The 24,377-nt window shown below is 67.5% G+C and carries 24 protein-coding genes and 2 tRNA genes; 24 read left to right on the forward strand and 2 right to left on the reverse strand.

The genetic code is table 11. The features are described from left to right. The first annotated feature begins 303 nt into the window (after positions 1 to 303). The 12 genes from ACFYRH_RS10150 (at position 304) to ACFYRH_RS10205 (ending at position 12,688) form a co-directional block, all read left to right on the forward strand. Positions 304 to 378, forward strand: coding sequence for a putative leader peptide (locus ACFYRH_RS10150; protein WP_387771768.1), 75 nt, complete (start codon positions 304 to 306; stop codon positions 376 to 378). Positions 379 to 522: 144 nt separating this feature from the next. After that, positions 523 to 1,416, forward strand: coding sequence for an amino acid ABC transporter permease (locus tag ACFYRH_RS10155; protein ID WP_387771107.1), 894 nt, complete (start codon positions 523 to 525; stop codon positions 1,414 to 1,416). After that, the gene (locus ACFYRH_RS10160) at positions 1,413 to 2,165 is read left to right on the forward strand and encodes an amino acid ABC transporter ATP-binding protein (RefSeq protein ID WP_387771110.1); all 753 of its coding nucleotides are present in this window, start codon (positions 1,413 to 1,415) and stop codon (positions 2,163 to 2,165) included. Before ACFYRH_RS10155 ends, ACFYRH_RS10160 begins: the two co-directional genes overlap by 4 nt. A gap of 3 nt (positions 2,166 to 2,168) precedes the next feature. Beyond that, positions 2,169 to 3,116, forward strand: a complete 948-nt coding sequence (locus tag ACFYRH_RS10165) for an ABC transporter substrate-binding protein (protein WP_387771113.1) — start codon at positions 2,169 to 2,171, stop codon at positions 3,114 to 3,116. Positions 3,117 to 3,125: 9 nt separating this feature from the next. Beyond that, entirely contained in the window at positions 3,126 to 4,082 is a 957-nt protein-coding gene (locus ACFYRH_RS10170) for an ABC transporter substrate-binding protein (RefSeq protein ID WP_387771116.1), read from the forward strand. A gap of 9 nt (positions 4,083 to 4,091) precedes the next feature. Then, entirely contained in the window at positions 4,092 to 5,147 is a 1,056-nt protein-coding gene (ssuE, locus tag ACFYRH_RS10175) for an NADPH-dependent FMN reductase (protein WP_387771119.1), read from the forward strand. Further along, positions 5,144 to 6,514 (forward strand): LLM class flavin-dependent oxidoreductase, encoded by a 1,371-nt coding sequence (locus ACFYRH_RS10180; protein WP_387771122.1) that lies wholly within the window; start codon positions 5,144 to 5,146, stop codon positions 6,512 to 6,514. The genes ssuE and ACFYRH_RS10180 overlap by 4 nt, the downstream gene beginning before the upstream one ends. Beyond that, positions 6,511 to 7,827, forward strand: coding sequence for an NtaA/DmoA family FMN-dependent monooxygenase (locus ACFYRH_RS10185; RefSeq protein WP_387771125.1), 1,317 nt, complete (start codon positions 6,511 to 6,513; stop codon positions 7,825 to 7,827). The genes ACFYRH_RS10180 and ACFYRH_RS10185 overlap by 4 nt, the downstream gene beginning before the upstream one ends. A gap of 74 nt (positions 7,828 to 7,901) precedes the next feature. After that, positions 7,902 to 9,785 carry an FAD/NAD(P)-binding protein gene (locus tag ACFYRH_RS10190; protein ID WP_387771128.1) on the forward strand — a complete coding sequence of 628 codons (1,884 nt, stop codon included), beginning with the start codon at positions 7,902 to 7,904 and terminating at the stop codon, positions 9,783 to 9,785. After that, positions 9,775 to 10,875 (forward strand): LLM class flavin-dependent oxidoreductase, encoded by a 1,101-nt coding sequence (locus ACFYRH_RS10195; protein WP_387771131.1) that lies wholly within the window; start codon positions 9,775 to 9,777, stop codon positions 10,873 to 10,875. Before ACFYRH_RS10190 ends, ACFYRH_RS10195 begins: the two co-directional genes overlap by 11 nt. Continuing rightward, positions 10,872 to 11,648, forward strand: coding sequence for a DUF1684 domain-containing protein (locus ACFYRH_RS10200; protein ID WP_387771134.1), 777 nt, complete (start codon positions 10,872 to 10,874; stop codon positions 11,646 to 11,648). Before ACFYRH_RS10195 ends, ACFYRH_RS10200 begins: the two co-directional genes overlap by 4 nt. Further along, positions 11,645 to 12,688: an LLM class flavin-dependent oxidoreductase gene (locus tag ACFYRH_RS10205; protein WP_387771137.1), complete on the forward strand. Its 1,044-nt coding sequence runs from the start codon at positions 11,645 to 11,647 to the stop codon at positions 12,686 to 12,688. Before ACFYRH_RS10200 ends, ACFYRH_RS10205 begins: the two co-directional genes overlap by 4 nt. Here ACFYRH_RS10205 and ACFYRH_RS10210 read toward each other — a convergent pair. After that, positions 12,685 to 13,317: a DUF899 family protein gene (locus ACFYRH_RS10210; protein ID WP_387771140.1), complete on the reverse strand. Its 633-nt coding sequence runs from the start codon at positions 13,315 to 13,317 to the stop codon at positions 12,685 to 12,687. The genes ACFYRH_RS10205 and ACFYRH_RS10210 overlap by 4 nt on opposite strands. Positions 13,318 to 13,507: 190 nt before the next feature. Here ACFYRH_RS10210 and ACFYRH_RS10215 point away from each other — a divergent pair. From ACFYRH_RS10215 to rpmG, 3 genes are all read left to right on the forward strand, one after another. After that, positions 13,508 to 13,580: transfer RNA gene (locus ACFYRH_RS10215), tRNA-Thr, on the forward strand. A 44-nt stretch (positions 13,581 to 13,624) separates the two neighbouring features. Then, positions 13,625 to 13,698, forward strand: a tRNA-Met gene (locus tag ACFYRH_RS10220). Positions 13,699 to 13,762: 64 nt separating this feature from the next. Continuing rightward, positions 13,763 to 13,930 (forward strand): 50S ribosomal protein L33, encoded by a 168-nt coding sequence (rpmG, locus tag ACFYRH_RS10225; RefSeq protein ID WP_130384703.1) that lies wholly within the window; start codon positions 13,763 to 13,765, stop codon positions 13,928 to 13,930. Positions 13,931 to 14,023: 93 nt separating this feature from the next. Here rpmG and ACFYRH_RS10230 read toward each other — a convergent pair whose 3' ends face one another. Next, positions 14,024 to 14,770, reverse strand: coding sequence for a hypothetical protein (locus ACFYRH_RS10230; protein ID WP_387771143.1), 747 nt, complete (start codon positions 14,768 to 14,770; stop codon positions 14,024 to 14,026). Between the two features lie 69 nt (positions 14,771 to 14,839). Between ACFYRH_RS10230 and ACFYRH_RS10235 the strand changes: the two genes are divergently transcribed. From ACFYRH_RS10235 to ACFYRH_RS10275, 9 genes are all read left to right on the forward strand, one after another. Then, entirely contained in the window at positions 14,840 to 15,262 is a 423-nt protein-coding gene (locus ACFYRH_RS10235; protein ID WP_387771146.1) for a MaoC family dehydratase N-terminal domain-containing protein, read from the forward strand. Then, complete coding sequence (locus ACFYRH_RS10240; RefSeq protein ID WP_387771149.1) at positions 15,259 to 15,681, forward strand: MaoC/PaaZ C-terminal domain-containing protein; 423 nt, start codon at positions 15,259 to 15,261, stop codon at positions 15,679 to 15,681. The genes ACFYRH_RS10235 and ACFYRH_RS10240 overlap by 4 nt, the downstream gene beginning before the upstream one ends. Then, positions 15,678 to 16,703 carry a UDP-N-acetylmuramate dehydrogenase gene (locus ACFYRH_RS10245; RefSeq protein WP_387771152.1) on the forward strand — a complete coding sequence of 342 codons (1,026 nt, stop codon included), beginning with the start codon at positions 15,678 to 15,680 and terminating at the stop codon, positions 16,701 to 16,703. Before ACFYRH_RS10240 ends, ACFYRH_RS10245 begins: the two co-directional genes overlap by 4 nt. A 120-nt stretch (positions 16,704 to 16,823) precedes the next feature. Then, entirely contained in the window at positions 16,824 to 18,125 is a 1,302-nt protein-coding gene (locus tag ACFYRH_RS10250; RefSeq protein WP_387771155.1) for an ABC transporter substrate-binding protein, read from the forward strand. Beyond that, positions 18,125 to 19,060 carry a carbohydrate ABC transporter permease gene (locus tag ACFYRH_RS10255; protein WP_387771158.1) on the forward strand — a complete coding sequence of 312 codons (936 nt, stop codon included), beginning with the start codon at positions 18,125 to 18,127 and terminating at the stop codon, positions 19,058 to 19,060. Before ACFYRH_RS10250 ends, ACFYRH_RS10255 begins: the two co-directional genes overlap by 1 nt. Continuing rightward, a complete protein-coding gene (locus ACFYRH_RS10260; protein ID WP_387771161.1) occupies positions 19,050 to 19,874 on the forward strand; it encodes a carbohydrate ABC transporter permease in 825 nt (274 codons plus the stop codon). The genes ACFYRH_RS10255 and ACFYRH_RS10260 overlap by 11 nt, the downstream gene beginning before the upstream one ends. Then, the gene (locus ACFYRH_RS10265) at positions 19,871 to 21,250 is read left to right on the forward strand and encodes a hypothetical protein (protein WP_387771164.1); all 1,380 of its coding nucleotides are present in this window, start codon (positions 19,871 to 19,873) and stop codon (positions 21,248 to 21,250) included. Before ACFYRH_RS10260 ends, ACFYRH_RS10265 begins: the two co-directional genes overlap by 4 nt. Positions 21,251 to 21,272: 22 nt before the next feature. Next, a complete protein-coding gene (locus tag ACFYRH_RS10270) occupies positions 21,273 to 22,148 on the forward strand; it encodes a MurR/RpiR family transcriptional regulator (protein ID WP_387771167.1) in 876 nt (291 codons plus the stop codon). Positions 22,149 to 22,160: 12 nt separating this feature from the next. Then, positions 22,161 to 24,371 (forward strand): FAD-dependent oxidoreductase, encoded by a 2,211-nt coding sequence (locus tag ACFYRH_RS10275; RefSeq protein WP_387771169.1) that lies wholly within the window; start codon positions 22,161 to 22,163, stop codon positions 24,369 to 24,371. The last annotated feature ends 6 nt before the right edge of the window (positions 24,372 to 24,377 follow it).

The raw sequence follows: 24,377 nt of genomic DNA on the forward strand, positions 1-24,377 counted from the left end.
GGTACGACGACCTGAAAGACCATAACGACCGGGTCACAAGCGCCTCAAACACAGATTGCGAAAAGTTCAACGAAATCGAACACGCTCGGTAAGAGTGCCCTGCCGCCCGGTGCACGCTCAGGCGTGAACCGCCTGGGGAAGAAAGTCGGCCGGGGCGTGACGCGGATCACGCCCGGATTAGGGCCGAACGGCCCTTCCGGACCGGTATAAGCCGTCCACATATTGAGAGCTTTGTCGACCAACTTACTAATCTTTCAACGGCGTCTCATACTGAAGTGACACGGTCGACGAGAGGGGACGGACATGACGCGCAAGCCGCCGTACTACCGCCTCCACATCGACCTGCTCCGCGTCTCCAGCGCCCTGTGTCCGTGCTGATTTCTGTGCCGATTCCGTGCTGAGTCCGAGCCAGCACACATCCCGCTGACGGCGTCCGTTTCCGGGCGTCCGGCTGCCCACTGCTGCCCTTGTCTCCGCCGCCGAAGGGCCCGCGAAGCCTGCCCACCGCCAGGGAGTCTCATCGTGTCCACCACTTCAGTCACGTCTGCCTCCGGTACGACCGGACCGCCGGCGACCGCGGTACCGCTCGAAGCCGATCTTCCCGTCGTCGCCCGCCGGCACCCATGGCGCTGGGTCGGCGTCGGCGTCGTGCTGGTCCTGCTCGCGATGTTCGTGCACGGACTCGTCACGAATCCGGGATGGGACTGGCCGACGTTCTTCCAGTTCTTCGCGACCCGGACCGTCTTTTCCGCACTCTGGGTGACCGTCCAGTTGACGGCGTACGGCACGGTGCTCGGGTTCGTGCTCGGTGCGGTGCTGGCGTCGATGCGGTTGTCTGGCAGCCCGCTCCTGCAGGTAGTTGCCTGGGGCTACATCTGGGCGTTCCGATCGATTCCGTTGATCGTGCAGTTGCTGTTCTGGTTCAACATCGCGTACCTGTACCAGGAGCTCAGCCTCGGCATCCCGTTCGGTCCGGAGTTCGTGCACTTCAGCACCAACAACCTGTTCGGGCCGCTCGGAGCCGCCGTGCTCGGGCTCGCGCTGCACCAGGCGGCGTACGCGGCGGAGATCATCCGTGGCGGAATCATTTCCGTCGACGCCGGGCAGGTGGAGGCCGCGGCGGCACTCGGGATTCCGAAACTGCGGCAGTTTTTCCGCATCGTGCTGCCGCAGGCGATGCGGTCGATCCTGCCGAACGGCGCGAACGAGGTGATCAGCCTGTTCAAGGGCACGTCGATCGTCTCGGTGATGGCGATCCCCGAGCTCTTCTACCAGGTCCAGGTGATCTACGGCCGGAACAGCCGCGTCGTACCGCTGCTGATGGTCGCCACGGTCTGGTACATCGTGCTGACCACGCTGCTGTCGATCGTGCAGTACTACGTCGAACGCCGCTTCGCGCGAGGGACGACGCGATGATCGACATCAAGGGTGTGCACAAGAGCTTCGGCGATCTCGAAGTACTGAAGGGGATCGATCTCGACGTACCGGCCGGTGCGGTGACCGTGATCCTCGGCCCGTCGGGGTCGGGCAAGTCGACGTTGCTGCGATCGATCAACCATCTGGAGAAGGTGGATCGCGGGCTGATCCGGATCGACGGCGAGCTGATCGGGTACAAGCGGCGCGGGAACAAGCTGCACGAGCTGCGGGAGCGCGAGATCCTCCGGCAGCGGTCTCAGGTCGGGTTCGTGTTCCAGACGTTCAACCTGTTCGGGCACCTGACCGTCCTGCAGAACGTCGTCGAGGCGCCGGTTTCCGCGCAGCGCCGGAAACGCAGCGAGGTCGAGCCGTACGCGCGGGAGTTGCTGGAACGGGTCGGGGTCGGCGACAAGGCCGACGTGTACCCGCGGAAACTGTCCGGCGGTCAGCAGCAGCGGGTCGCCATCGCCCGCGCGCTGGCGCTGAAACCGAAGGTCCTGCTGTTCGACGAACCGACCAGCGCGCTGGACCCGGAACTCGTCGGCGAGGTCCTCGACGTGATCAAGGAGCTCGCCCGGGACGGCGCCACGATGGTCGTCGTCACCCACGAGATCGGCTTCGCCCGGGAGATCGCCGACACCGTGGTCTTCATCGACGGCGGCCGGATCGTCGAGTCCGGCCCACCGCGCGCGGTCCTCGACAACCCTGTCCACGAGCGCACTCGCGCCTTCATCTCCAAGGTTCTGTGACTGATGAAACCTCCTTTGCTCATCGCCGCCGCCGGTCTGCTCGTCCTCGGCCTGGCCGGTTGCGGCACCGAACCGCAGGCGACCGCGGCCGCTGACACCGGCGTGAACACCTCCGCGGAACAGAAGCGGGTGACGACAACCAAGAACGAAGCCGCCGTCGCGCTGCTGCCCGCCAAGGTCCGTGACCGCGGCACCTTGGTCGTCGGTGCCGGATTCGGCAGCGGCAGTGTTCCGCTCGGCTTCTACGCCGACGACAACAAGACGCCGATCGGCCTCGAGGTGGACATCGCCTACCTGGTCGCGCAGGCGCTCGGCCTGCAACCGGAGATCGAGGTGACGAGCTGGGAGAACCTGTTCGTCGGCCTCGACTCGGCGAAGTACGACGTCGGGTTCTCGAACATCACGGTGACCGAGAAGCGCAAGCAGAAGTACGACTTCGCGACGTACCGCAAGGACGACATCGCGTTCGAGGCGAAGAAGGGTGGCAGCTGGCGGGTCGCGGGCGCCAAGGACATCGCCGGGAAAACGATCGCGGTCGGTTCCGGAACGAACCAGGAAAAGATTCTGGTCGACTGGAACGAGGCGAACGTCAAGGCCGGGTTGCCGGCCGCGACCATCAAGTACTTCCAGAAGAACACCGACACGTACCTGGCGCTCAGCTCCGGCCGGATCGATGCGTACCTCGGGCCGAACCCGTCGATCGCGTACCACGTGAAGACGTCCGGCGAGACCGAGACGATCGGCAAGTTCTCCGGTGCCGGGCCGACGTTGCAGGGGCTGATCGCGGCCACCACCAAGAAGGACAGCGGCCTGGTCAAGGCCTATCAGGCCGCGATCAACGGCGTGATCGCGGACGGCAGCTACGCCAAGGTCCTGGGCCGCTGGAACGTCGGCAACGAAGCCGTCACCACCTCTGAGATCAACCCACCCGGCCTCCCGCTGACGAGCTGAGGACATCTGATGAGAAGACGTTGGACTTTGCTGTACGGCGTGGTTCTGCTGGCGGCCGCCGCCTGCGCCGACCCACAGACCAGTGCGCCGGCGAAGAGCGGTGACGCGTCGCAGGTCGCGTTCGACACCTCGGCGACGCAGCAGCACATCACCTCGGCGAAGGTGGACGCGATCGCGGCCGAGCTACCGGTGGCGGTGCGCGAATCCGGGAAGCTGGTGATCGGGAACGGCTCCGCAGGTGGAGGGCTGCCACCGCTCGGGTTCACGGCCGACGACAACAAGACGCCGATCGGGACCGAGATCGACATCGCGTACCTGGTCGCGAGCGTGCTCGGGCTGCAGCCGGAGATCGACACGACCAGTTGGGAGAATTTGTTCCTGGGACTCGATTCCGGAAAGTACCAGGTCGGAATCTCGAACATCGGCGTTTCCGAACTGCGCAAGGAGAAGTACGACTTCGCGACCTACCGGCTCGGGCTGCACGCCTTCGAGGCGAAGCTGGGTTCGGGTCTGAAGGTCAGCGGACCGGCGGACATCTCCGGAAAGACCGTCGCGGTCAGTTCCGGAACGCTGCAGGAAGCGATCCTGCTCGACTGGAACAAGCAGAACGTCGCGGCCGGCCGGAAACCCGCGAACCTGAAGTACTACCAGCAGGCCGCGGACACCTATCTCGCGCTGCAGTCCGGGCGGATCGACCTCTATCTCGGCCCGAACCCGAACGCGACGTACCACGTCGCCACCCAGCACAAGACGGAGATCGTCGGCACTGTCTCCTCCAGTTACCCGGTGCAGGGACTGGTCGGGATCACCACCAAGAAGGGCAACGGCCTGGTCAAGCCGCTCGCCGACGCGCTGAACGCCGCGATCGCCGACGGCAGTTACGCCAAGGTCCTGGCCAAGTGGGGCCTGCAGGGCGAGGCCGTCCCGAAGTCGTTGGTCAACCCGCCCGGCCTTCCCAAGAAATAGGAGAGCTCCATGGCGATCATCGCAACGATCTCCAGCAGTCTGTCCGTTCCGTCACGCACCGATGCGGTTCTCGACTACGTCACCAAGCGTCTGATCAGCCACGGTCACACCGTCACGCCGATCGTGCTGCGGGATCTCCCGGCCGAGCCGTTGCTGCACGGGCAGGCCGATCATCCCGCGATCGCTGCCGCGGCGGCAGTGCTGGAAACCGCGGATGCCGTTGTCGTGACGACACCGGTCTACAAGGCCGCGTACTCCGGGTTGTTGAAGGTGTTCCTCGATCTGCTGCCGCAGTACGCGTTGAAGGGCAAGACCGTGTTGCCGTTGGCAACGGGTGGAACGCCGGCGCATGTGCTGGTGATCGACTACGCGCTGCGGCCGGTGCTCACCAGCCTCGGCGCGGGTGCGATCGGTCAGGGCTGGTTCGTGCTGTCGTCGCACATTCAGTTGTACGACGGAGGTGGGGTGCTGCTCGACGCGGCGGCGTCTGCCCCGTTGTACCAGGTGACCGAGGCGTTCCTCGCGACTGTCGCGGGCGGGACGGCGGAGGAGAGCACGCCGGTGCAGATCGGCGCGGTGGAGGCGGTCCGCGTACGGCCGGAGGATCCGGAAACGGCTCCGCTGCTGGCGGATCTGGTGGTCGAGTACAGCACGCGGTACGGGCGAACCAACGAGAACACACAGCTGACCGAAGTACCGCCGTCGGATTTCCATGCCGAGCAGGGCGGGGCGTTCGTGCTACTGCGGTACGGCGGTCGCACGGTCGCCGGCGGTGCGATCCGGAGGTACGACAACGAGACCGCGGAGGTGAAGCGGATGTGGACGTCGCATCTGCATCGGCGGCAAGGGCTCGGTCGGCGGGTGCTGGCGGAACTGGAGGCCGTGGCTGCCGATCTCGGGTATCGACGGTTGTATCTGACGACGGGACCGCGGCAACCGGAGGCGGCAGGGTTGTATCTCGCGGCTGGGTTCCAGCCGCAGTTCGACACCGAGGCCGATCCGGAAAGTATTGGCCCGTTGCCGTTCCGGAAAGAAATTCCGGTGGCGCTCAAGGTGGCGTCATGATCATCGGGGTCGAGATCGACGGTGCCGGCGGTGATTCCGCGGCGTGGCGGGGTTCCGAGGTCGACCCGCGGGCGGTGCTCACCGGGGAACTCGCCGTACGGGCCGCGCAGCGAGCTGAAGCAGCCGGCGTCGACTTCGTGACGTTCGTGGACGCGTTGGAGGCGCCGGACGACGCGCCGGGGCAGGTGAGTGTTCGGCTGGATGCACTCGGGCTGGCCGCGCGGGTCGCGCCGGTGACGCGACGGATCGGGTTGCTGCCGACGATCACCGTCACGCATACGGAACCGTTTCATGTGCAGGCGTCGGTTGCGACGCTCGACCATATTTCCGCCGGGCGTGGTGGGTGGGTTGCTGATGTTTCCTCGTCCGCCGAGGCCGCGGCCGTTGTCGGTCGGCGTGCGCCCGCGCCCGCGGCGGAAACGTGGCGCGAGGCGCGGTACGTCGTGGATGTCAGCCGGCGACTGTGGGATTCCTGGGAGAACGACGCGATCATTCGGGACGCGTCGACCGGGCGCTACATCGACCGGGACAAGCTGCACTACGTGGACTTCGAGTCCCCGACTTTCGCTGTCAAGGGGCCGTCGATCGTTCCGAGGCCTCCGCAGGGGCATCCGGTGACCGCGATTCGGGTCAACTCCTCCGAGGCGCTGGAGGCAGCGGCCGACGCGGAACTGGTGTTGCTGCCGGCATCGAGCGCCGTTCCTGCCCAGCTGCGGGTGCTGCGCGGTGAGCGCGCGGCGGTGGGTGAAGCGCGGCGTGCTGAGGGCAGCGCGCCGCGTGCCGCCGCCCGTGATGAGCGCGGAACGGCGGCCGTCGCCCCGCGTGGTGAGCGCGGTGCGTCGGATGTCGCCCCGCGTGGTGGAGCGACCGGGGATGGGCTGCGAAGCGTGACGCTGACGGCCGGGGATGGGGGACGGAGTGTGACGGTGTCGACGGATGCGGCTCGGCGGGACGACGTGGCTGAGCCCACTGACGGGGTCGAGCGGCACGACGCGAGCGGGCGCGGTGGCGAGGACGGGCGGGGTGAGGCGAGCGCGCGGGGCGGCGAGGACGGGCGGGGTGAGGCGAGCGGGCGGGGGCCTGGTGGAGCGGCGGGGCCGCTGGTGGTGGTTTCGGTGGGGGTGGATCTGCGTCGGGGCGGTGTGGACGGGGTGGTTCGGGCGATTGAGGGGTGGATCGAGGACGGGGTTGACGGGGTGCATCTTCGGCCGGGGTCGCTGGAGCTCGATCTGCCGGTGATCACGGACGAGCTGCTGCCGGCGTTGCGGGAACGTGGGCTGGTCGGGCCGGTGGAACGGGCGGGGAGTCTCCGTGGCCGGCTCGGGTTACGGCGGGTGCGGAACCGGTACGCGAGGAGCCCGCGATGACGAAACAGATCCACCTCGCGGCGCACTTTCCCGGCGTGAACAACACGACCGTCTGGTCCGACCCGGCCGCCGGATCGCAGATCGACTTCGGATCGTTCCGGAAACTCGCGGAAACCGCGGAACGCGGAACGTTCGACTTCTTCTTCCTCGCCGAAGGGCTGCGGCTCCGGGAGGTCAAGGGCAAGATCCACGACCTCGACGTCGTCGGCCGGCCCGAGTCGTTGACGGTGCTCAGCGCTCTGGCCGCGGTCACCACGCACCTCGGCCTCGCAGCCACCGTGAACTCGACCTTCAACGAGCCGTACGAGCTGGCCAAGCGTCTGTCCACCCTCGACCACCTCTCCGGCGGTCGCGCGGCCTGGAACGTCGTCACCTCCTGGGACGCGTTCACCGGCGAGAACTTCCGTCGCGGCGGCTACCTCGACAAGGCCGACCGGTACGTCCGCGCGCAGGAATCGCTCCGGATCGTCAGGAAACTGTGGGATTCCTGGACCGCCGACGATCTCGTCCTCGACCAGGCGGCGGGCGTCTTCGCGCGCGAGGGCGCTGGGGCCTTCGCGGACGAGGGCGACCACTTCACGATCCGCGGCCGGTTCGGTCTACCACCGTCGCCGCAGGGCCGGCCGGTGATCATCCAGGCCGGTGACAGCGACCAGGGCCGGGAGTTCGCGGCATCGGACGCGGACGTGATCTTCAGCCGGCACGGGACGTTCGAGGCCGGGCAGACCTTCTACAAGGACGTGAAGTCGCGACTGGCGAAGTACGGGCGGACAGAGGACTCGCTGAAGATCATGCCCGCGGTGACGGTCGTCGTCGCCGACACCGATGCGGAGGCGATCGAGAAGGCGGCGTACATCCGGGAGCAGCAGGTGTCCGGGCCGACCGCGTTGGTGCTGGCCGAGTTGTTGTGGGGTCGCGATCTGTCGACGTACGACCCGGACGGGCCGCTGCCGGTCGAGGACCCGGTGATCGGTTCGGCGGTGACGCAGGGACGGGTCGGGTACAACGATCCGTTTCCGATCGTTGCGGAATGGCGGGCGCAGGCTGCGGCGCACGGCTGGTCGCTACGGCAGACCGTCATCAACCAGCAGAACCGCCAGACCTTCGTCGGGTCGCCGGAAGCAGTTGCCGAGGCAGTCGACCGGCACGTCCAGGAAAACGCCGCCGACGGTTTCGTCCTCGTCCCGCACCTGACTCCCAGTGGACTCGACGACTTCGTCGACCGGGTGGTCCCGCTGCTCCGCGAGCGCGGCGTTTTCCGTTCCGAGTATTCCGGTACGACGCTCCGCGACCACCTCGGGCTGCTGGCATGACGGATGTACGAGCGAGTGGGATCCGGCGGGTAGCGGTCCAGCGGAGAGCTCCGGAAACCTCCGTTTCGCATTCCGTGCCCAGGCGGGAGCAAAGGCACGACGAGACGGCGACCGTCGTGTTCGTCGGCGGCGGACCGCGGACCGTCGGACTGCTGGAACGGTTCGCGGCGAGTGCGCCGGAGCTGCTCGACGGGCGCGACGTGCACATCCACGTGGTGGATCCGTTTCCGGCGGGTGGTGGCCGGATCTGGCGGCGCGAGCAGTCGCGGCTGCTGTGGATGAACTCGATGACGTCGGACGTCACGATCTTCACCGACGAGTCGGTCGAGTGCGCCGGGCCGATCACGCCGGGCCCGGACCTCGCGACCTGGGTCGCCGGTGAGGGTGCGGTGGTCCTCGAGCGGGCCGGGCTCGAGCCGCCCGGGCCGATGGACTTCCCACCGCGTCTGGTGCAGGCGGAGTACCTGGCGTGGGTGTGGCAGCGCGTCGTCCGCGATCTCCCCGCGACGGTCACGACCTATCGGGAACGAGCGGTCGCGTTGACTCCGGACCAGCGGGTGATCCTCGCGTCCGGCCGGGAGATCGCGGCCGATGCGGTGGTCCTCGCACTCGGCTACCTGGACCGGTTGCCGACGGCATCGGAAGCGGCGTGGGCCGCGCAGGCCGCGGACGCGGGGCTGACGTACATCCCACCGGGCTACACCGCCGACGTCGACCTGGACGGCTTGTGGCCGAAGGCGCCGGTGATCGTCCGCGGATTCGGACAGGCGTTCGTCGACCTGATGGTGCTGCTCACCGAGGGCCGCGGCGGCTGGTACGACGAGTGCGACGGACTCCTCACGTACCACCCCTCCGGAGACGAACCGATCCTGTACGTCGGTTCGCGCCGCGGCGTCCCGTACCACGCGAAACTCGGGTACACCGTGGCCGGCACCAAGCCGGTGCCGACGCGTTACCTCACCAAGGAGGCGCTGGGCGAGGGCCTGCTCGACTTCGACCGCGAGGTGCTGCCGTTGATCGAGAAGGAACTTGCCTACGCCCACTACCGGCAACTGTTCACCGCACATCCGGAACGCACCAGGTGGTCCTGGGACGAGTTCGCCGCCGTGCTCGACCGTTGGGAGCCGACGGAAAACGCTGGATGGGATGCCGCGGTTTCCGCCGCCGTTCCGGATCCTGAGGATCGCTTCGTCCGGAACGAGCTGGACCGGCCGCTGGCCGGAAAGATCTTCGCGGAACGGAATCAGTTCGAACATTTTCTGGCCGAGATGATCGAGAAGGACCTGCTGCGGCGCGCGGATCCGGCGTACTCGGCTGATCTGGCGGTGTTCAACGCGTTGCTGAGCATCTACAGCGTGCTGTCGCGGGCGATCACCGACGGACAGCTGTCCGACGAGGATCGGGTCCGGCGGGTGGAATCGGAGTGGCATGGGTTCTTCTCGTTCGTGGCCAGCGGACCGCCGCCGCGGCGGCTCGAGGAACTGCTCGCCCTGCACCGGGCCGGCATCGTGCGGTTCGCCGGACCCGACCTCGAAGTTGCCATCGACAACGATCGGTTCGTGGCCCGGAGTCCGGCCGTGGCGGGCGAGGTAGCAGCTCGGGCGTTGGTCGAGGCGCGGTTGCCGCGGCCTGACGTACTCGCGACGACGGATCCGCTGCTGCGCGGCCTGCTGGAATCCGGCGCCCTGGCCGCCGACGAGTTGTTCGCCGGTGACGGGACGAGTCTCGGCGGCGGCCAGCTGAAGGCGGACTCGAGGTCCCGAGCCGTCCGCGCCGACGGAACGGTCCATCCGGCCCTGTTCCTGCTCGGTCCGTCAGTTTCCGGATCAGCTGGTTCGTCCGGTTTCTCCCGGCCGTATTTCAACGGTCCCGGCTTCCGGCAGAACGACGCCGTCGCACGGGACCTGCTGACGCTGCTCGCACCCACCGTACGGAAGGAAGAACGCCATGCCAGTTGAGTTCCTCGGCATCGCCGGGACGAATCCGGCCAGCGAGGTGACGCCGCGCGCCGGCGGCCCGCTGGACCTCGAGTACACCACCAAGCTCGCCCGCGCCCACGAGGACAACGGGTGGGACCGGATCCTGTTCGCCTACCATTCGGGCTCGCCCGATCCGAGTCAGGTCGCGGCGTACGTCGCCGGCCGGACCGAACGGATCAATCTGGTGGTCGCGCACCGGCCGAACGTCGCCTACCCGACGCTGACCGCGAAGACCTTCGCAACGCTGGACCACATCAGCGGCGGCCGGTTCGAGGTGCATGTGATCACCGGCGGGTCGACCGCCGATCAGGCCGCCGAGGGCGACTTCCTGGCGAAGGACGACCGGTACGGGCGGACCCGCGAGTTCATCCAGATCCTCAAGCGGGCCTGGACCGCGGACGAGCGGTTCGACTTCGAGGGGGAGCACTACCGCTTCGAGCAGTTCCTCGCGGACATCAAGCCCGTGCAGCAGCCGCGGCCGCGGATCTCGTTCGGTGGCTCGTCCGCGGCGGCGTACGCCGTCGGTGCGGCCGAGGCGGACATCTTCGCGCTCTGGGGCGAACCGCTGTCCGGAACCCGCGACCAGTTGGCCACCATCGATGCGGAGGCCGCTCGCGCCGGGCGATCCGACCGGCCGACGATCCAGATCGCGTTCCGGCCGATCCTCGCGCCGACCGAGGAACTGGCCTGGGAGAAGGCGGAAAACATTCTCGGGCGGATCAAGACCGTGCAGGCAGGTGGCGTTCCGTTGAGTACCCGGCTCCGGTCGAAGACGCCGGAAAACGCCGGATCGCAGCGGTTGCTGAAAGCGGTCGCGGACGGTGAACGGCATGACCGCGCGCTCTGGACGGCGCCGACCGGCCTGACCGGTGGTGGCGGAAACTCCACCGCACTGGTCGGAACGCCGGAGACGGTGGCCGCCGCGTTGCTCGACTACTACGACCTCGGTATCCGGATCTTCTCCGCCCGCGGGTACGACATCTACGACGACGCGATCGACTTCGGCCGCTACGTCATCCCGCTGGTGCGCTCCGAGGTGGCCCACCGTGAACAGAGGAAGGCGTCATGACCGTCATCTCCGACCTCGATCAGGACTGGCACACCTGGCATGCGGCCCGTGAACGCGACCTGGACACCGACTACGGCTGGCTGTCCATCGTGGCGTTCGACTGGCTCCCAGCGGAACCGGGTGCGATCGATGGCCTGCCTGGGACGTGGTGGGCTGACCAGCAGGCTCATGTGACGGCGGCCGGAGAGCTGACGCTCGGCGGGGAGCCGGTCCGGGGAACGATTTCGGCGAGCGTTCCGGAAGCCGGCTCGCTGAGCTGGCTGCTGTACGGCGACCGTCTGGCGGAGCTGGTGCTGCGGGGTGGACGATACGCCGTCCGGCAGCGGGACCCACGCGCTGTCACGAGGCAGCAGTTCGGCGGCGTACCGGCGTACCCGCTCGATGACGGTTGGGTGGTGACGGGGTACTTCAGCCCGTACCCGAAGGCGCAACGGGTGGAGGTTTCGACGGCTCGGGACGATCTGCGGCAGCACGTGACCGCAGTAGGGAGGGTGCACGTGGCGCTCGGCGGGACGGCGTACGAACTCGTTGCGACCGCGGCGGGGGACGAGCGGCTGAACTTGTCGTTCCACGACAAGACGAACGGTGAGGAAACGGCGCCCTGGCGGACGCTGACGACCGGGCCGGTGCGGCGGGACGGCTCGGTGCTGATCGACTTCAACCGGACGATCAACCTGCCGTTCGCGTTCACGGCGTACGGAACGTGTCCGGCACCTGTTTCCGGAAACCGTTTGGGGCTGCCGGTGACCGCGGGCGAGAAGAAGGTCCGATGAAGTTCTGTACCTACACGCTGATCGACAACTCTCCGGACCCGATCAGCGGGGTGCAGCTCACACCGGCGGAGCGGTTCCAGGACGTGGTCCGGCAGGCTCAATGGGCGGAAGAGCTCGGCTTCGACGCGTACGGCGTGGGGGAGCGGCACGCCCAGCGGTTCATCTCGTCCTCGCCGCCGGTCGTACTGTCCTACATCGCGGCGGTGACGTCCCGGATCCGGTTGCTGACAACTGTGACTGTCCTGTCGTTGCTGGATCCGGTGCGCGTGGCGGAGGACTACGCCACGCTGGATCAGCTGGCCGGCGGGCGGCTGGACATCATCATCGGAAAAGGAAACGACCCGGAACAGAACGCACTGTTCGGGTACGAACTGGACGGGCAGTGGGACCGGAACCGAGAGAAGTACGAGCTGCTCCGGCGGCTGCTGCGGGAGACCGGGGTGACGTGGGCGGGGAAGTACCGGCCCGCGCTGACCGGCGCGACCACGCAACCGCGGCCGTACCGTCCGGACGGCATTCCGCTGTGGCACGGTTCGGCTTCGTCGACCGAGTCCACCGAACTGGCGGCCCGCTGGGGTGACCCGTTGTTCTCGGCGAACGGGTTCCATCCGCTGGAGAAGTACGCCGGGCTCATCCGGCACTACCGCGAGCGGTGGGAGGCCTACGGCCGGGACCCGGCGGACGCGGTGGTCGGCGCCGGGTTCAACGGGCTCTACGTGAAGAAGACCTCGCAGCAGGCAGTCGACGGTTACCGGCCGGTCTTCGAGGCCTTCATGGACTCACCGGGCGCCCGGCACAACCAGTTGCCGTTCCGCACGCTGGAGGAATTCCTCGAGGGCGGATCGGTCCTGGTCGGGTCGCCGGAACAGGTCATCGACAAGTTCGGCCGGTACCAGGAAACGTTCCGGCACGAGCTGTCCGGAGTTTCCTTGACGGTCGCGGGACTCCCGGCGCACGAGAGCCGGGAGTCCGTTGAGACCTTCGTCACAGAGGTGATGCCGGTCCTGCGCTCGTCGTACCCGAGTCGCGTCTGGGCCTAGCCGTACGTCGGCTCCTGTGGCCAGCCTTCCGGGGAGTCTTCCCAGTCCTCCTGGCGGCCGTACGCCGCGAGGTCGGAAACGGTGGTGCTGAACAGCAAGCGGTCGACTCCGCGCTGCCCGGTGGAGTACGTGCGGTAGACGGTGTCGCCGTCGCGGAGGAAGACGTTGAGCAGGAAACCGCCGCCCGCGCCGCAGTCCGCGGAAAACGTCGTACCCGCGCTGGAGGCGAACGGGATGTGCTGCCAGCCCATTTCCTTCCAGTAGCCGGCCATCTGGTCGATCGGCATGTCGGACACGGTGGCCCAGGCGATGTCGTTGCGCGCCAGGCCGGAGAGGTTGGCGACGTTCTTCGTGAAATAGGTGCAGCCGGGGCAGAACGCGTCCGGGCCGGCGTTCATGAACTGGTACAGGGCGAGCTGGCGGTGGTCGCCGAAGAGCTCCCGGAGCGTGACCGGCCCCTCGGGCGAGGTGAACGTGTACTCGTCGAACCGCACCATCGGCAGCCGCCGGCGCTGGGCCGCGATCCGGTCGAGGGTGCGCGTGGCCGCCTTCTCGGCGGCCAGCAGTTCGGCGCGGGCCTGCTCCCACTCCGCGGGCGATACCACCGGGGGCATGGCTGTCTCGGACATCGACTCTCCTCTCGTAGTTCTTGTCCTGATGACGAAGCCGCCGGGCCGTTCTCGACATCGGTGCGGAAAATTGGTCAGGAGCACTCCGCGGAACCGGTATGCTTTCCGGGACGGACTGAGGGGCCTGCAAGGCGCTCCTGACCCGATTTCACATCGGGCCGGGAGACCGTGTAATCTCTCTCCTCGGCCCGCCCCTTTAGCTCAGTCGGCAGAGCGTCTCCATGGTAAGGAGAAGGTCTACGGTTCGATTCCGTAAAGGGGCTCTGAGGACGGCATCCCACCTTCGGGTGGGATGTTCGACTCACCCGGCGGGGTAGCTCAGGTGGTTAGAGCACACGGCTCATAATCGTGGTGTCGCGGGTTCGACTCCCGCCCCCGCTACCGACTCAGTATTTTCGAGAGTGCGATCACCCAAGTTGCGTACTCATGACATGAAGAGGTAGCAGTGGCCAAGTCGACCGACATCCGCCCGAAGATCACGCTCGCGTGCACGGTCTGCAAGGAGCGGAACTACATCACCAAGAAGAACCGGCGGAACGACCCGGATCGTCTTGAGCTGAAGAAGTACTGCCACCGGTGCAACGACCACACCGACCACCGCGAGACCCGCTGACCTCTGGTCGTCTTCGCAAGGGCCGCTTCGGGATCACCCGAAGCGGCCTTTTCGTTGTGTCCGCGGACGGCCGGACCCCGGCCGGCAGGGTCCTCAGACCGTCAGGATCGGCCGGCCGCCTTCGTACGCGGTGAGACGCTCGGCACGGGGAGTGAGACAGCAGGAACCGCACAGCGTGCCGTTCCCGGCCGCGCTCGTGTAGTACAGACAGCAGGTGTTCCGCAGGTAGACGAGTTTTCCGGCCGCTACCTCGACGTCCCCGAGCCGCGCCAGGTCACCCGGTGCGTTGGCCACGAAGGTCCGCCACCGTTCCAGCAGGAACGCCGGCTCCACGGTGACCTCCTCCCGGGTGGCGGCACAGAATCCCATCGCGCAGCCCGCCGCGACGCCGCCGTACACCTGCCGGAGCCCGGCCCGGGTGCGGCGGTGCAGCTCCTCGGAAAGTGGCAGCAGGTGTTTGCGCAGTACGACGTCGTACAACGTTTTCAGGCCGCCGGGGAGGAAATTCGCGGAACGGATGGCGACGGCAGCGATTCCGTGCCCGTCGTGCGGCCGGACCCAGAGATTCTCCGGCCGGATGTCGAGCACCCGCCCCTCCAGGGCCCAGAGCAGCAGCGCGGTCGCCGGCGCGCGACCGGCGTAGAAGGACATCAGACTGAGCGCGTTGGCGTGCGCCGAGCGGTGACAACTGGCCTCGTCGTCGCGTTTCAGCAGCTCGGTGAGCTCGGGACTGCCCGGCTCGAGGATGCGGTCCACCCGTAGCCAATCGGAGCCTTCCGGCTCGCCGATCTCCAGCTTGTACCGAGGCGCGTACCTGGCCAGCGCCGCCACTGCCGTCACGTTCGACCTTCCCGTCGGATCGTGGGTGGCGGCATCCCGGGCCATAGTCTGCCAGTAGGGTTAGCGGATATGACGATCGACGCCACGATGGTCGGCCGGAGCTACACGGCCGCCGAGTCCTACCAGGTCGGCCGGGAGAAGATCCGGGAGTTCGCCGACGCGATCGGTGACGGTAACCCGGCGTACCGGGGCGATGACGCGATCGCGCCGCCGACGTTCGCGTTCATGCTCGGCAGCCGCGCGCTCGAGCAGCTGCTGAACGACGAGGTGCTCGGCCTCCGGCTGGACCGGATCGTGCACGGCGCGCAGAAGTTCAGCTACACCCGCCCGATCAAGGCCGGCGACGAGATCGCCGCGACCGCCACCATCACCACCGTGCGCAAGGCCGGTGCCGTCGAGGTGATCATGTACGAGACCGCCCTGACCACCGTCGACGGCGAGCCGATCGCCACCTCGACGTCGACCCTCTCGCACAACCGGGCGGACGCATGAGCGAGCGAACAAGCAGTGGAGTCGAGGTAGGTACCGAGCTTCCGCCGCTGACCGTCACGTTCCGGCGCGAGGACCTGGTCCGGTACGCCGGCGCGAGCGGCGACTTCAACCCGATCCACTGGAGCGACCGGAAGGCGGGCGCGCTCGGGCTGCCCGGCGTGATCGTGCACGGAATGCTGACGATGGCGACCGCGGCGCGGGTCGTCACGGACTGGATCGACGACCCGGCCGACCTGGTCGAGTACGGCGTCCGGTTCACCAAGCCGGTCGTCGTACCGGATGACGACAAGGGTGCGAGTGTGACGTTTTCCGCGAAGGTCGACAAGGTCGCCGACGGGCTGGCCGAGGTCGACATCACGGCGGTTGCCGGCGAGGAGAAGGTCCTCGGCCGGGCCAGGGCGGTCGTGCGCGTCCGGTGAGAACGCACGTGTCGCTGGCCGACTACACCACGCTGCGGATCGGCGGGTCGGCCGACAAGTTCATCGAGGCCGGTACCGAGGACGACCTGATCACGGCGGTCCGGGACGCTGATGCCGCCGGGGAACCCGTTCTGCTGCTTTCCGGCGGTAGCAACGTCGTGATCGGGGACGACGGTTTCCGCGGCACCGTCGTGAAGGTCGCGACCTCCGGAATCCGGGTCGACGCGGACATGTGCTCGGGCGCGATGGTGCGGATCGCCGCCGGCGAGGACTGGGACGGCGTCGTCCAGCGCGCGATCGCCGAGGAGTGGAGCGGTCTCGAGTCGATGTCCGGGATTCCGGGACTCGCCGGGTCGACTCCGGTCCAGAACGTCGGCGCCTACGGACACGAAGTCGCGGAAACCGTTGCCTCCGTCCGGGTCTGGGACCGGACCGAGAACACGGTCCGAACGATCTTCGCGGCGGACTGCGGATTTTCCTACCGGAACTCCCGGTTCAAGGCCGACCCGGCGCGGTACGTCGTCCTCGAGGTCACGTTCCAGCTGAAGCCGGGCGATCTCTCGGCGCCGATCGGGTACGCCGAACTCGCGCGGGTCCTCGACGTCGAGCCGGGGTCCCGGGCGCCGATGGCCGAGGTCCGCGAGGCCGTGCTCGGGCTGCGCCGGAGCAAGGGGATGGTGCTGGACGCCGGCGACCACGACACGTGGAGCGCCGGCTCGTTCTTCACGAACCCGATCCTCGACACGCCCGCCGAAGTTCCGGCCGGTGCGCCCCAGTGGCCGCAGCCGGACGGGCGCGTCAAGACCAGCGCGGCGTGGCTGATCGAGCACGCCGGCGTCTCCAAGGGCTTCGCCATCGGTGGGGCGTCGGTCTCGACGAAACACACCCTCGCCCTCACCAACCGGGGTCAGGCCACCGCGAAGGAACTGCTCGCGCTGGCCGCGCACGTCCGCGCTCAGGTCCAGCAGTCCTTCAACATCACCCTGGTCAACGAACCTGTTCTGGTGAACTGCGACTTCTGACCCTGACCGAGGGGGCAGGTAGGCGGCGCTCGCGCCCGTGGGTGAAAAAGATTTACGTGAGGGGTAGGCAGGGGCACCTCCGATCGCTAATCTTTTACGCAATCTGCTCGGAGGTGGGTAGTGAGGCGCAAAAGATTTTCTCGGCGAGAGGTCCTGGCCGGGGTAGGAGCGGGGCTGGCTGCCGCGGTGGTGCCGGGGTGTTCCGGCGGCGACAGCGGGCGGTCGAGTGCTCTGCAGGTGTGGGGCGGGGTCCCGGCGGCCTCCGGTCCGGCCGATGTGGTGAAGGCGTTCCAGCAGAAGTTTCCGCAGTACCAGGTGAACTACACGCGGTTCGTGAACGACGACCGCGGCAACCTCAAGCTCGACACCGCCCTCCAGGGTGGCGTCGACATCGATGTGTACTTCACCTACTCGCAGGGCGCGATGGCGCTGCGGGCCGGGTCCGGACTGGCGGCGGACCTGACCGACCGGGTCACCGCCGACCCGGAGCTGAAGGTGTTCCTGGACACCGAGCAGCCGCGGTCGTACATCGACAACGGCAAGGTCAAAGCGCTCGCCACCGCGCGTGAGCCGTACTTCGTACTGTTCAACGAGAAACTCCGGCAACAGGCCGGTGTCGAACTCCCGCACGCGTGGACGATCGACGAGCTGCGCGCGACAGCCAGGAAACTGACGACGGAAAAGACGGTCGGAACGTACACGCTCCCCGACGTCGCCCGGATCGCCCTCGGTCCGAACTACTGGTACGACGGCGATCGCTCGAACTTCGGCGATCCGCACTTCGAGCAGGGTTTCCGCCTCGGCCGCGAGATGATCGCGGACGGTACGGCGTTCCCGTGGACCGAAGTACTGTCGCGGCACCTGGACGCGTACCAGCAGAACTCGTTCCTCGGCGAGGAGTTCCACCTCTGGTCGACGGCCCCGTTCAACCTGCGGTACCTGTACGACGCGAAGAAGTACCCGCACGACTTCAAGGTGGCGTTCGCGCCGCTGCCGACGGTCGACGGCAAGGACTGGAACGTCGGCTCGTTCAGCAACTTCATCATGATCAACCCGAAGTCGCCGAAGTTCGAGGCGGCCTGGGCGTTCGTGAAGTTCTGGCTCACCGAGGGCGCGACGCCGATGCTCAAGGGTGGCAAGATGCCGGCGCTCGGCAGCGTCACCGACGAGCAGATCGTTTCCGGAATGCTCGGAAAAGAGCCGGAGAAGTACTTCGATCTCGAGTCGTTCCACCGCGTCGTCCTGGACGCCGACCCGAAGCTCGCCACCGACACCCGGCTGACAGGGTTCCCGGAGATCACGCTGGCGACGAAGCAGCAGCGCGACCTGTGCTGGCTCGGTGAGAAGGACCCGGGCGCCGCGATCCGTGAGGTACGCCGGCTGGCCGACGCCGCGATCGCCCGTAACGAGAGGAGGCCCTGATGGCCACCGCCACGGTCGTCACGGCGCGCACCGCGGCCCGGACCGAGCAGGGTCCCGGAATCCGGCCGTCCGGCTGGATCGGTTTCCTGTTCATCGCCCCGAACCTGCTCGGCGTGATCGCCTTCACGCTGATCCCGCTGATCAGCGTCGTCGTGCTCGCCTTCACCGACTGGAACCTGGTTTCCGGAATCGGCGGCATCACGTTCAACGGCATCGACAACTTCGTCGCGATCGCCCGCGACCCGGGGTTCTGGCACGCGATCGGCCTGACCCTGGTGTACGTCGTGGTGTCGGTCCCGCTGACCGTCGTGCTCGGACTGGCGCTCGGGATCGCGCTGAACCGGCCGCTCCCGGGACGTGCCGTCCTCAGAGCGATCTTCTTCCTGCCGTACATCGTCAACGTGGTCGCGATCGGTATGACCTGGCTGATGCTGATGAACCCGAAGGCCGGCCTGGTCAACCAGGTGCTGGACGTGTTCGGGATCCAGCCGGGCTGGTTCGCCTCGTCGCACTGGGCACTGCCCGCGCTGATCGTGATGGCGGTCTGGGGTGGCGTCGGGTACTGCTCGCTCATCTACCTTTCCGCACTGCAGGACGCACCTCAGCAGTTGTACGAAGCGGCCGATATCGACGGCGCGTCCGCGTGGGCGAAGTTCCGCGTGATCACGTGGCCGTCGTTGCTCCCGACAACGATTTTCCTGATGGTCACGCTGATCATCGGTGCGTCCCAGGGATTCGGCCTGATCGCCCTGATCACCGCGGGTGGTCCGGGGGACGCGACCACGACGATCTCGTACTACATGTACCAGACCGGCTTCCAGTTCTACCGCTTCGGATACGCCTCGGCGATCGGCCTGGTGACCTTCGTCGGCGTACTCGTCCTGACCCTGCTCACCTGGCGGGCGCAGCGAGGGAGGGCCCTCAATGACCAGTAAGTACCGCAAGTGGATCTGGGGGATCCCGTTGTGGATCCTCGCCATCGCTTTCCTCGCGCCGTTCGCGTGGATGATCTCGACCGCGCTGAAGCCCGACGTGGACGCCTACAAGATCCCGATGCAGTGGATCCCGAACCCGTTCCAGTGGGACAACTTCACCACGGTCCTGAGTGGGGCGACCTCGGTTCTGCCGGCGTTCGGCCGCTCGGTGTTCGTCGCCGCTCTGCGGGTCGCCGGTGAGCTGATCACGGCGACGATGGCCGGGTACGCGTTCGCGCGGATGTCGTTCAGGGGCCGGGACAAGTTGTTCCTGCTGTACCTGGCGACCGCGATCATTCCCGCGCAGTTGCTGCTCGTTCCGCGGTTCATCTACTTTCAGAAACTCGGGCTGTACGACACCTTGTGGGCGCTGATCCTGCCCGGCATGTTCACCGTGCTCGGAACTTTCCTGATGCGGCAGTTCTTCATCAGCCAGCCGTCCGAGTTCGCCGAGGCGGCCCGGATGGACGGCGCCAACGAGTGGCGGGTCTTCACCCGCATCTATTTGCCGCTGGCAACACCGGTGATGAGCGCGCTCGGCATCCTCGCGTTCGTCTGGTCGTGGAACGACTACGAGACGCCGCTGGTGCTGATCAGCAATCCGGACCGCTACACGCTACCGCTCAGCCTCACGAACTTCGTCGACGAGCAGGGGCAGATCGCACCGGGCCTGACGATGGCGGCCTCGGTGATCTCGATCGTGCCGGTGCTGATCGTCTTCGTCGTCCTGCAACGGCGGTTCATCGCCGCCATGACTCATACGGGAATCAAATGACCACGAACGTTTCCGGTGTTTTTCCGCATCTCGCCCAGATCGGTGACTTCGGTCCGCCGCGCAGCGAGCTCGGCGTCGGTTCGCTGATGCCGTGGAACGGGAAGCTCTACGTCCAGAACTACAACTCCCACAAGGCCCCGTCCGGCGGCGGGGTGAGCCTGCGCCGGATCGATCCCGACCTGTCGATGGAAATCGTTGCGGAAACCCTCGGCGTGGACGGAACGTACACGAACCGTTTCGTGCACTTCCCCACCTCGCAGCTGGTCCTCGGACCGCACGTGGTCAGTGCCGACCACAAGATCGTCACGATCCCCGAGCTGCGGCCGCTCCGGGTCTGCGGTACGTCGCGGCACCTGACCAAACCCGACACCCATGTGTACGTGCTCGCGATGGAAGGCGAGCTGTTCGAACTCGACCTCACGACGTACGAGTGCACGCAGCTCTTCGACCTGAACGTGGAGCTCGGGACCGACGGCGAGATGAAGGTCCACTACAAGGACTGCTACACGAGCTTCGGCCGGCTGGTGGTGTGCTCGAACGAGTACTCCGAGCCGGAGTGGGCCGGCGAGCGGTCGCGCGGGCGGCTGGCGGAGTACGACGGGACGTCCTGGACGATTCTCCGCGAGGACCCGTACACCGCGATCGGCGGCCGGCACGAGTTCGGCGGCACGATCTTCGCGACCGGATGGGACCGGGCGTCGGCGATTCTCGAGGTGTTCACCGAGGCGGACGGGAAGTGGACGCGGTACCGGCTGCCCAAGGCGTCGCACTGCTTCGACCACAAGTGGCAGACCGAGTGGCCGCGGATCCGCGAGGTCGAGCACGAGCGGCTGCTGATGGACCACCACGGAATGTTCTACGAGCTGTCGCCGTGGGCGTACGGCGGGCGGATCTGGGGCGTGCGACCGATCTCCACGCACCTGTGGGTGCTCGGTGATTTCTGCTCCTGGCGCGGAATGCTCGTCGCCGGCGCGGACAACGCGTCGCCGAGCCACGGGATGAACCCGACCACGGCCGAGCCGCAGTCCGGGCTGTGGTTCGGCAAGACCGACGACCTGTGGAGTTTCGGAAACCCGGCCGGGTGGGGCGGGCCCTGGTGGGAGACACCGGTTTCCGCCGGCCAGCCGTCCGACCCGTACCTGATGACGGGTTTCCGCGGAAAGTGCGTGCACCTGGAGAACTTCTCCGACACCGCGCTGACGATCACGATCGAGATCGATTTCCATGGGCACGGCCGGTTCGGCGCGGTGGAGTCGCTGACGGTCGAGCCGGGGCAGGTGCGGACCCACGTCTTCCCGGACGGGTTCAGCGCGCACTGGGTCCGTGTGGTCAGCGACACCGACGGTGTGGCGAGTGCGCAGTTCGTCTATACGTGATGATCACGGAATGGATTCCTCGATGGAACGAGCCGGCAGTCCGAGTCCGTTACAGCTGGTCAAGCGGGCCCTGCCCGAGCTGAACGACGCCATGCAGCGGGTCGCCGAGCAGATCCTGGCGAACCCGGACGAGGTCGCGCGCGGGTCGATCACCAAGCTCGCCGCGGCCGCGCAGACCTCGGCTGCCACGGTCACCAGGTTGTCCACGCACCTCGGGTTCGCGGGCTACCCGGCGCTGCGGGCCGCGCTGGCGATGGAGGTCGGCCGCGGCCTCGAGGCGGGCTGGGCGAGTGACATCGGGCTGGCGATCGGCCCGGCGGATCCGCCCGAGCAGGTGCTGAACGTGCTCGCGTCGACGCAGGCGAACGCGTTGCGGAACGCGTTGTCCGCGATCGACCTGAGCGCGGCCACCCGGGTCGCGGACGCGATCGCCGGCGCCCGGCGTACCCACATCTACGGTGAGTGGGGCGACGCGATCCCGGCCCGCGAGCTGTACATCCGGTTGTTGCGGATCGGAATTCCGGTGTGGTTCTTCGACGGTCCGCAGTCGTCGCAGATCGGGGCCGGCCTGCTCGGCCGCGGTGACGTCGCGCTGACCGTGGCGCGTTCCGGAAACGATCCGACCACGCTCGAGTACATCAAGCGGGCCCACGAGCAGGGCGCGCTCACGGTCGCCATCACCGGGATGGCCGATGCGCCGGTCGGCCGGTTCGCGGACATCACCTTCAACACCGGAACGCCGAACGGCGCGACCTGGACCGAGTTCTTCGCCGGCCGCGCGAGCGACGTACTGACCGCCGGGCTGTTGTTCGTGCTGGTCGCACAGCGGGTGCCCGATCACCTGACCGCAAATCACCCGAACGGGCCGGGGCAGCCCGTCGTTCAGCGAGATACCTGAGAGGTCTTGTCGATGCAGCAGCTCGAGGTTCAGTCCGATCTGACCGTCGTCGGCGGCGGGCTCGCCGGAATCTGTGCGGCGATCGGCGCCGCACGGCAGGGGAGCACCGTGGCACTGGTGCAGAACCGGCCGGTGCTCGGCGGAAACTCGTCCAGCGAGGTGCGGGTGTGGGTGTGCGGGGCGACCGCGCACGGCACCCAGAGCTTCGCCCGCGAGACCGGCATCATGGGCGAGCTGTTCGTCGAGAACCAGTACCGGAACCCACTCGGAAACCCGTACTACTGGGACCTCGTGCTGCTCGAAGCGGTACGGGCCGAGCCGCTGATCACGCTGTACCTGAACACCGACGTCCGGTCCATCGAGGCGGCCGACGGCGAGATCCGGTCGGTCACCGGCTGGCAGATGGGGTCGGAAAAGGAAATCCGGTTCGTCAGTCCGGTCTTCGTGGACTGTTCCGGCGACGGACTCGTCGGGGCGCTGGCGGGCGCGGAGTACCGGACCGGCCGGGAGCCGCAGTCGATGTACGGCGAGTCGTGGGCGCCCGAGGTACCGGACTCGAACACGCTCGGCAGCACCATCCTGTTCTACACGAAGGACGCCGGTGAGCCGGTGCGATTCGTACCGCCGTCGTTCGCCCGGGACGTCACGGAAACCGCGATTCCGGAGCGCCGGGTGATCCGGACGGACATGAACGGCTGCGCGTTCTGGTGGATCGAATGGGGCGGTTCGCTGGACGTCGTCGACGACAACGAGGCGATCCGCGACGAGCTGCAGGCCGTGGTCTACGGAATCTGGGACTACATCAAGAATTCCGGCCGGTTCGACGCGGAGAACCTGACTCTGGAGTGGATCGGGTCGGTGCCGGGGAAACGCGAGTACCGGCGTTTCCTCGGCGACTACGTGCTGACCCAGCAGGACGTCCTCGAGCAGACGGAATTCGAGGATCCGGTCGCCTTCGGCGGCTGGTCGATCGATCTGCACCCGGCCGGCGGCGTCTACGCGTCGGAGCGCGGGTCGAAGCACTGGCACCCGGACGGGATCTACCACATTCCGCTGCGTTCCTTGTACTCGAAGAACGTACGGAATCTGTGGCTGGCCGGCCGGAACATCAGTGCCAGCCACGTCGCGTTCGGTACGACGCGGGTGATGGCGACCTGCGCGCTGCTCGGTGAGGCGGCCGGTATCGGCGCGTCTGTTGCCCTGCGCAACGGACTGACGCCGAGCGAACTGGCGCACGACCACTTCGACCTGGTGAAGCACGCCCTGACCCGCGCGGACTCGTCGGTCTTCGGTGTCGTGGACGACGACCCGGCGAACCTCGCGCTGTCCGCGACCGCCACCGCGTCGTCCACGCTCACCCGCCCCGCGGCGGAAATCTCGTCCGGAACGCTGCCGCTGACGACCGACCTCGGGATCGTTCTCCCGGTCGACCCGGCCCTCGCCGGCTTCGAGCTCCTCGTCGACTCCACCGGCGGTTCCCTGACCGTCGAACTCCACGACCCGGTCAAGCCACAGAACTATCTCCCCGCGGCGCTCCTCGACTCCTGCGCCCTCGACATCCCGGCCGGTGAGAAGCGCTGGGTCCACGTCCCGCTCAACTGGAGCCCTGCCGACCCGTCCAACGTTTTCGTCGTACTCCGGAAGACGCCCGGCATCTCAGTTCACACCACGAGCACGCCGCTCCCCAGCACCGTGCACTTCGCGCATCGCGAGCCGGCGCCCGAGGAGCAGTGGACCGAACAGTTCCGTGCCTGGAAGCACATCCTGCCCCGCGAAGGTCTGTGCATCCGCCTCGGCGAGACCACGGCGTACGACGCCTCGAAGGTCGTCGGCGGCTACGCACGCCCGTACGGCGGCCCGAACCTGTGGTCGTCGGAGGACCTGGCGTGGGACCCCGAGCCGTGGCTGCAACTGAGCTGGCCGGAGCCGTTGGAGCTGTCCGAGGTCGTCGTCATCCTGGACGCGGATGTCCAGGAGGATCTCATCAACCTGCACCACCACCGCACTCCGTTCGAGACGCTGCCCACGCTGCTGGCCGACTACACCCTCGAAGCCCGCACCGAGGGCACGGACTGGCGCCCGATCGCCGAGGTGACGTCCAACCACCACCGCACGCAACGCCACCTCCTGGAGACCGCCACGCAGGTCACGCAGCTCCGGCTGACCGCTCACAAGACCAACGGTGCCCCGAGAGCTCACGTGGTGTCGATCCGCGCCTACTGATAGCGC

Origin of the sequence: Kribbella sp. NPDC004875 (assembly GCF_042873375.1) — a bacterium.
GTDB lineage: Bacteria > Actinomycetota > Actinomycetes > Propionibacteriales > Kribbellaceae > Kribbella.

Excerpts from the sequence above, each read along its gene's own strand:
- ACFYRH_RS10160 (WP_387771110.1), top strand. The coding sequence starts at position 1,413 with ATGATCGACATCAAGGGTGTGCACAAGAGCTTCGGCGATCTCGAAGTA.
- ACFYRH_RS10165 (WP_387771113.1), top strand. The coding sequence starts at position 2,169 with ATGAAACCTCCTTTGCTCATCGCCGCCGCCGGTCTGCTCGTCCTCGGC.
- ACFYRH_RS10170 (WP_387771116.1), top strand. The coding sequence starts at position 3,126 with ATGAGAAGACGTTGGACTTTGCTGTACGGCGTGGTTCTGCTGGCGGCC.
- ssuE (WP_387771119.1), top strand. The coding sequence starts at position 4,092 with ATGGCGATCATCGCAACGATCTCCAGCAGTCTGTCCGTTCCGTCACGC.
- ACFYRH_RS10180 (WP_387771122.1), top strand. The coding sequence starts at position 5,144 with ATGATCATCGGGGTCGAGATCGACGGTGCCGGCGGTGATTCCGCGGCG.
- ACFYRH_RS10185 (WP_387771125.1), top strand. The coding sequence starts at position 6,511 with ATGACGAAACAGATCCACCTCGCGGCGCACTTTCCCGGCGTGAACAAC.
- ACFYRH_RS10195 (WP_387771131.1), top strand. The coding sequence starts at position 9,775 with ATGCCAGTTGAGTTCCTCGGCATCGCCGGGACGAATCCGGCCAGCGAG.
- ACFYRH_RS10200 (WP_387771134.1), top strand. The coding sequence starts at position 10,872 with ATGACCGTCATCTCCGACCTCGATCAGGACTGGCACACCTGGCATGCG.
- ACFYRH_RS10205 (WP_387771137.1), top strand. The coding sequence starts at position 11,645 with ATGAAGTTCTGTACCTACACGCTGATCGACAACTCTCCGGACCCGATC.
- ACFYRH_RS10210 (WP_387771140.1), bottom strand. The coding sequence starts at position 13,317 with ATGTCCGAGACAGCCATGCCCCCGGTGGTATCGCCCGCGGAGTGGGAG.
- ACFYRH_RS10235 (WP_387771146.1), top strand. The coding sequence starts at position 14,840 with ATGACGATCGACGCCACGATGGTCGGCCGGAGCTACACGGCCGCCGAG.
- ACFYRH_RS10240 (WP_387771149.1), top strand. The coding sequence starts at position 15,259 with ATGAGCGAGCGAACAAGCAGTGGAGTCGAGGTAGGTACCGAGCTTCCG.
- ACFYRH_RS10255 (WP_387771158.1), top strand. The coding sequence starts at position 18,125 with ATGGCCACCGCCACGGTCGTCACGGCGCGCACCGCGGCCCGGACCGAG.
- ACFYRH_RS10260 (WP_387771161.1), top strand. The coding sequence starts at position 19,050 with ATGACCAGTAAGTACCGCAAGTGGATCTGGGGGATCCCGTTGTGGATC.
- ACFYRH_RS10265 (WP_387771164.1), top strand. The coding sequence starts at position 19,871 with ATGACCACGAACGTTTCCGGTGTTTTTCCGCATCTCGCCCAGATCGGT.
- ACFYRH_RS10270 (WP_387771167.1), top strand. The coding sequence starts at position 21,273 with ATGGAACGAGCCGGCAGTCCGAGTCCGTTACAGCTGGTCAAGCGGGCC.
- ACFYRH_RS10275 (WP_387771169.1), top strand. The coding sequence starts at position 22,161 with ATGCAGCAGCTCGAGGTTCAGTCCGATCTGACCGTCGTCGGCGGCGGG.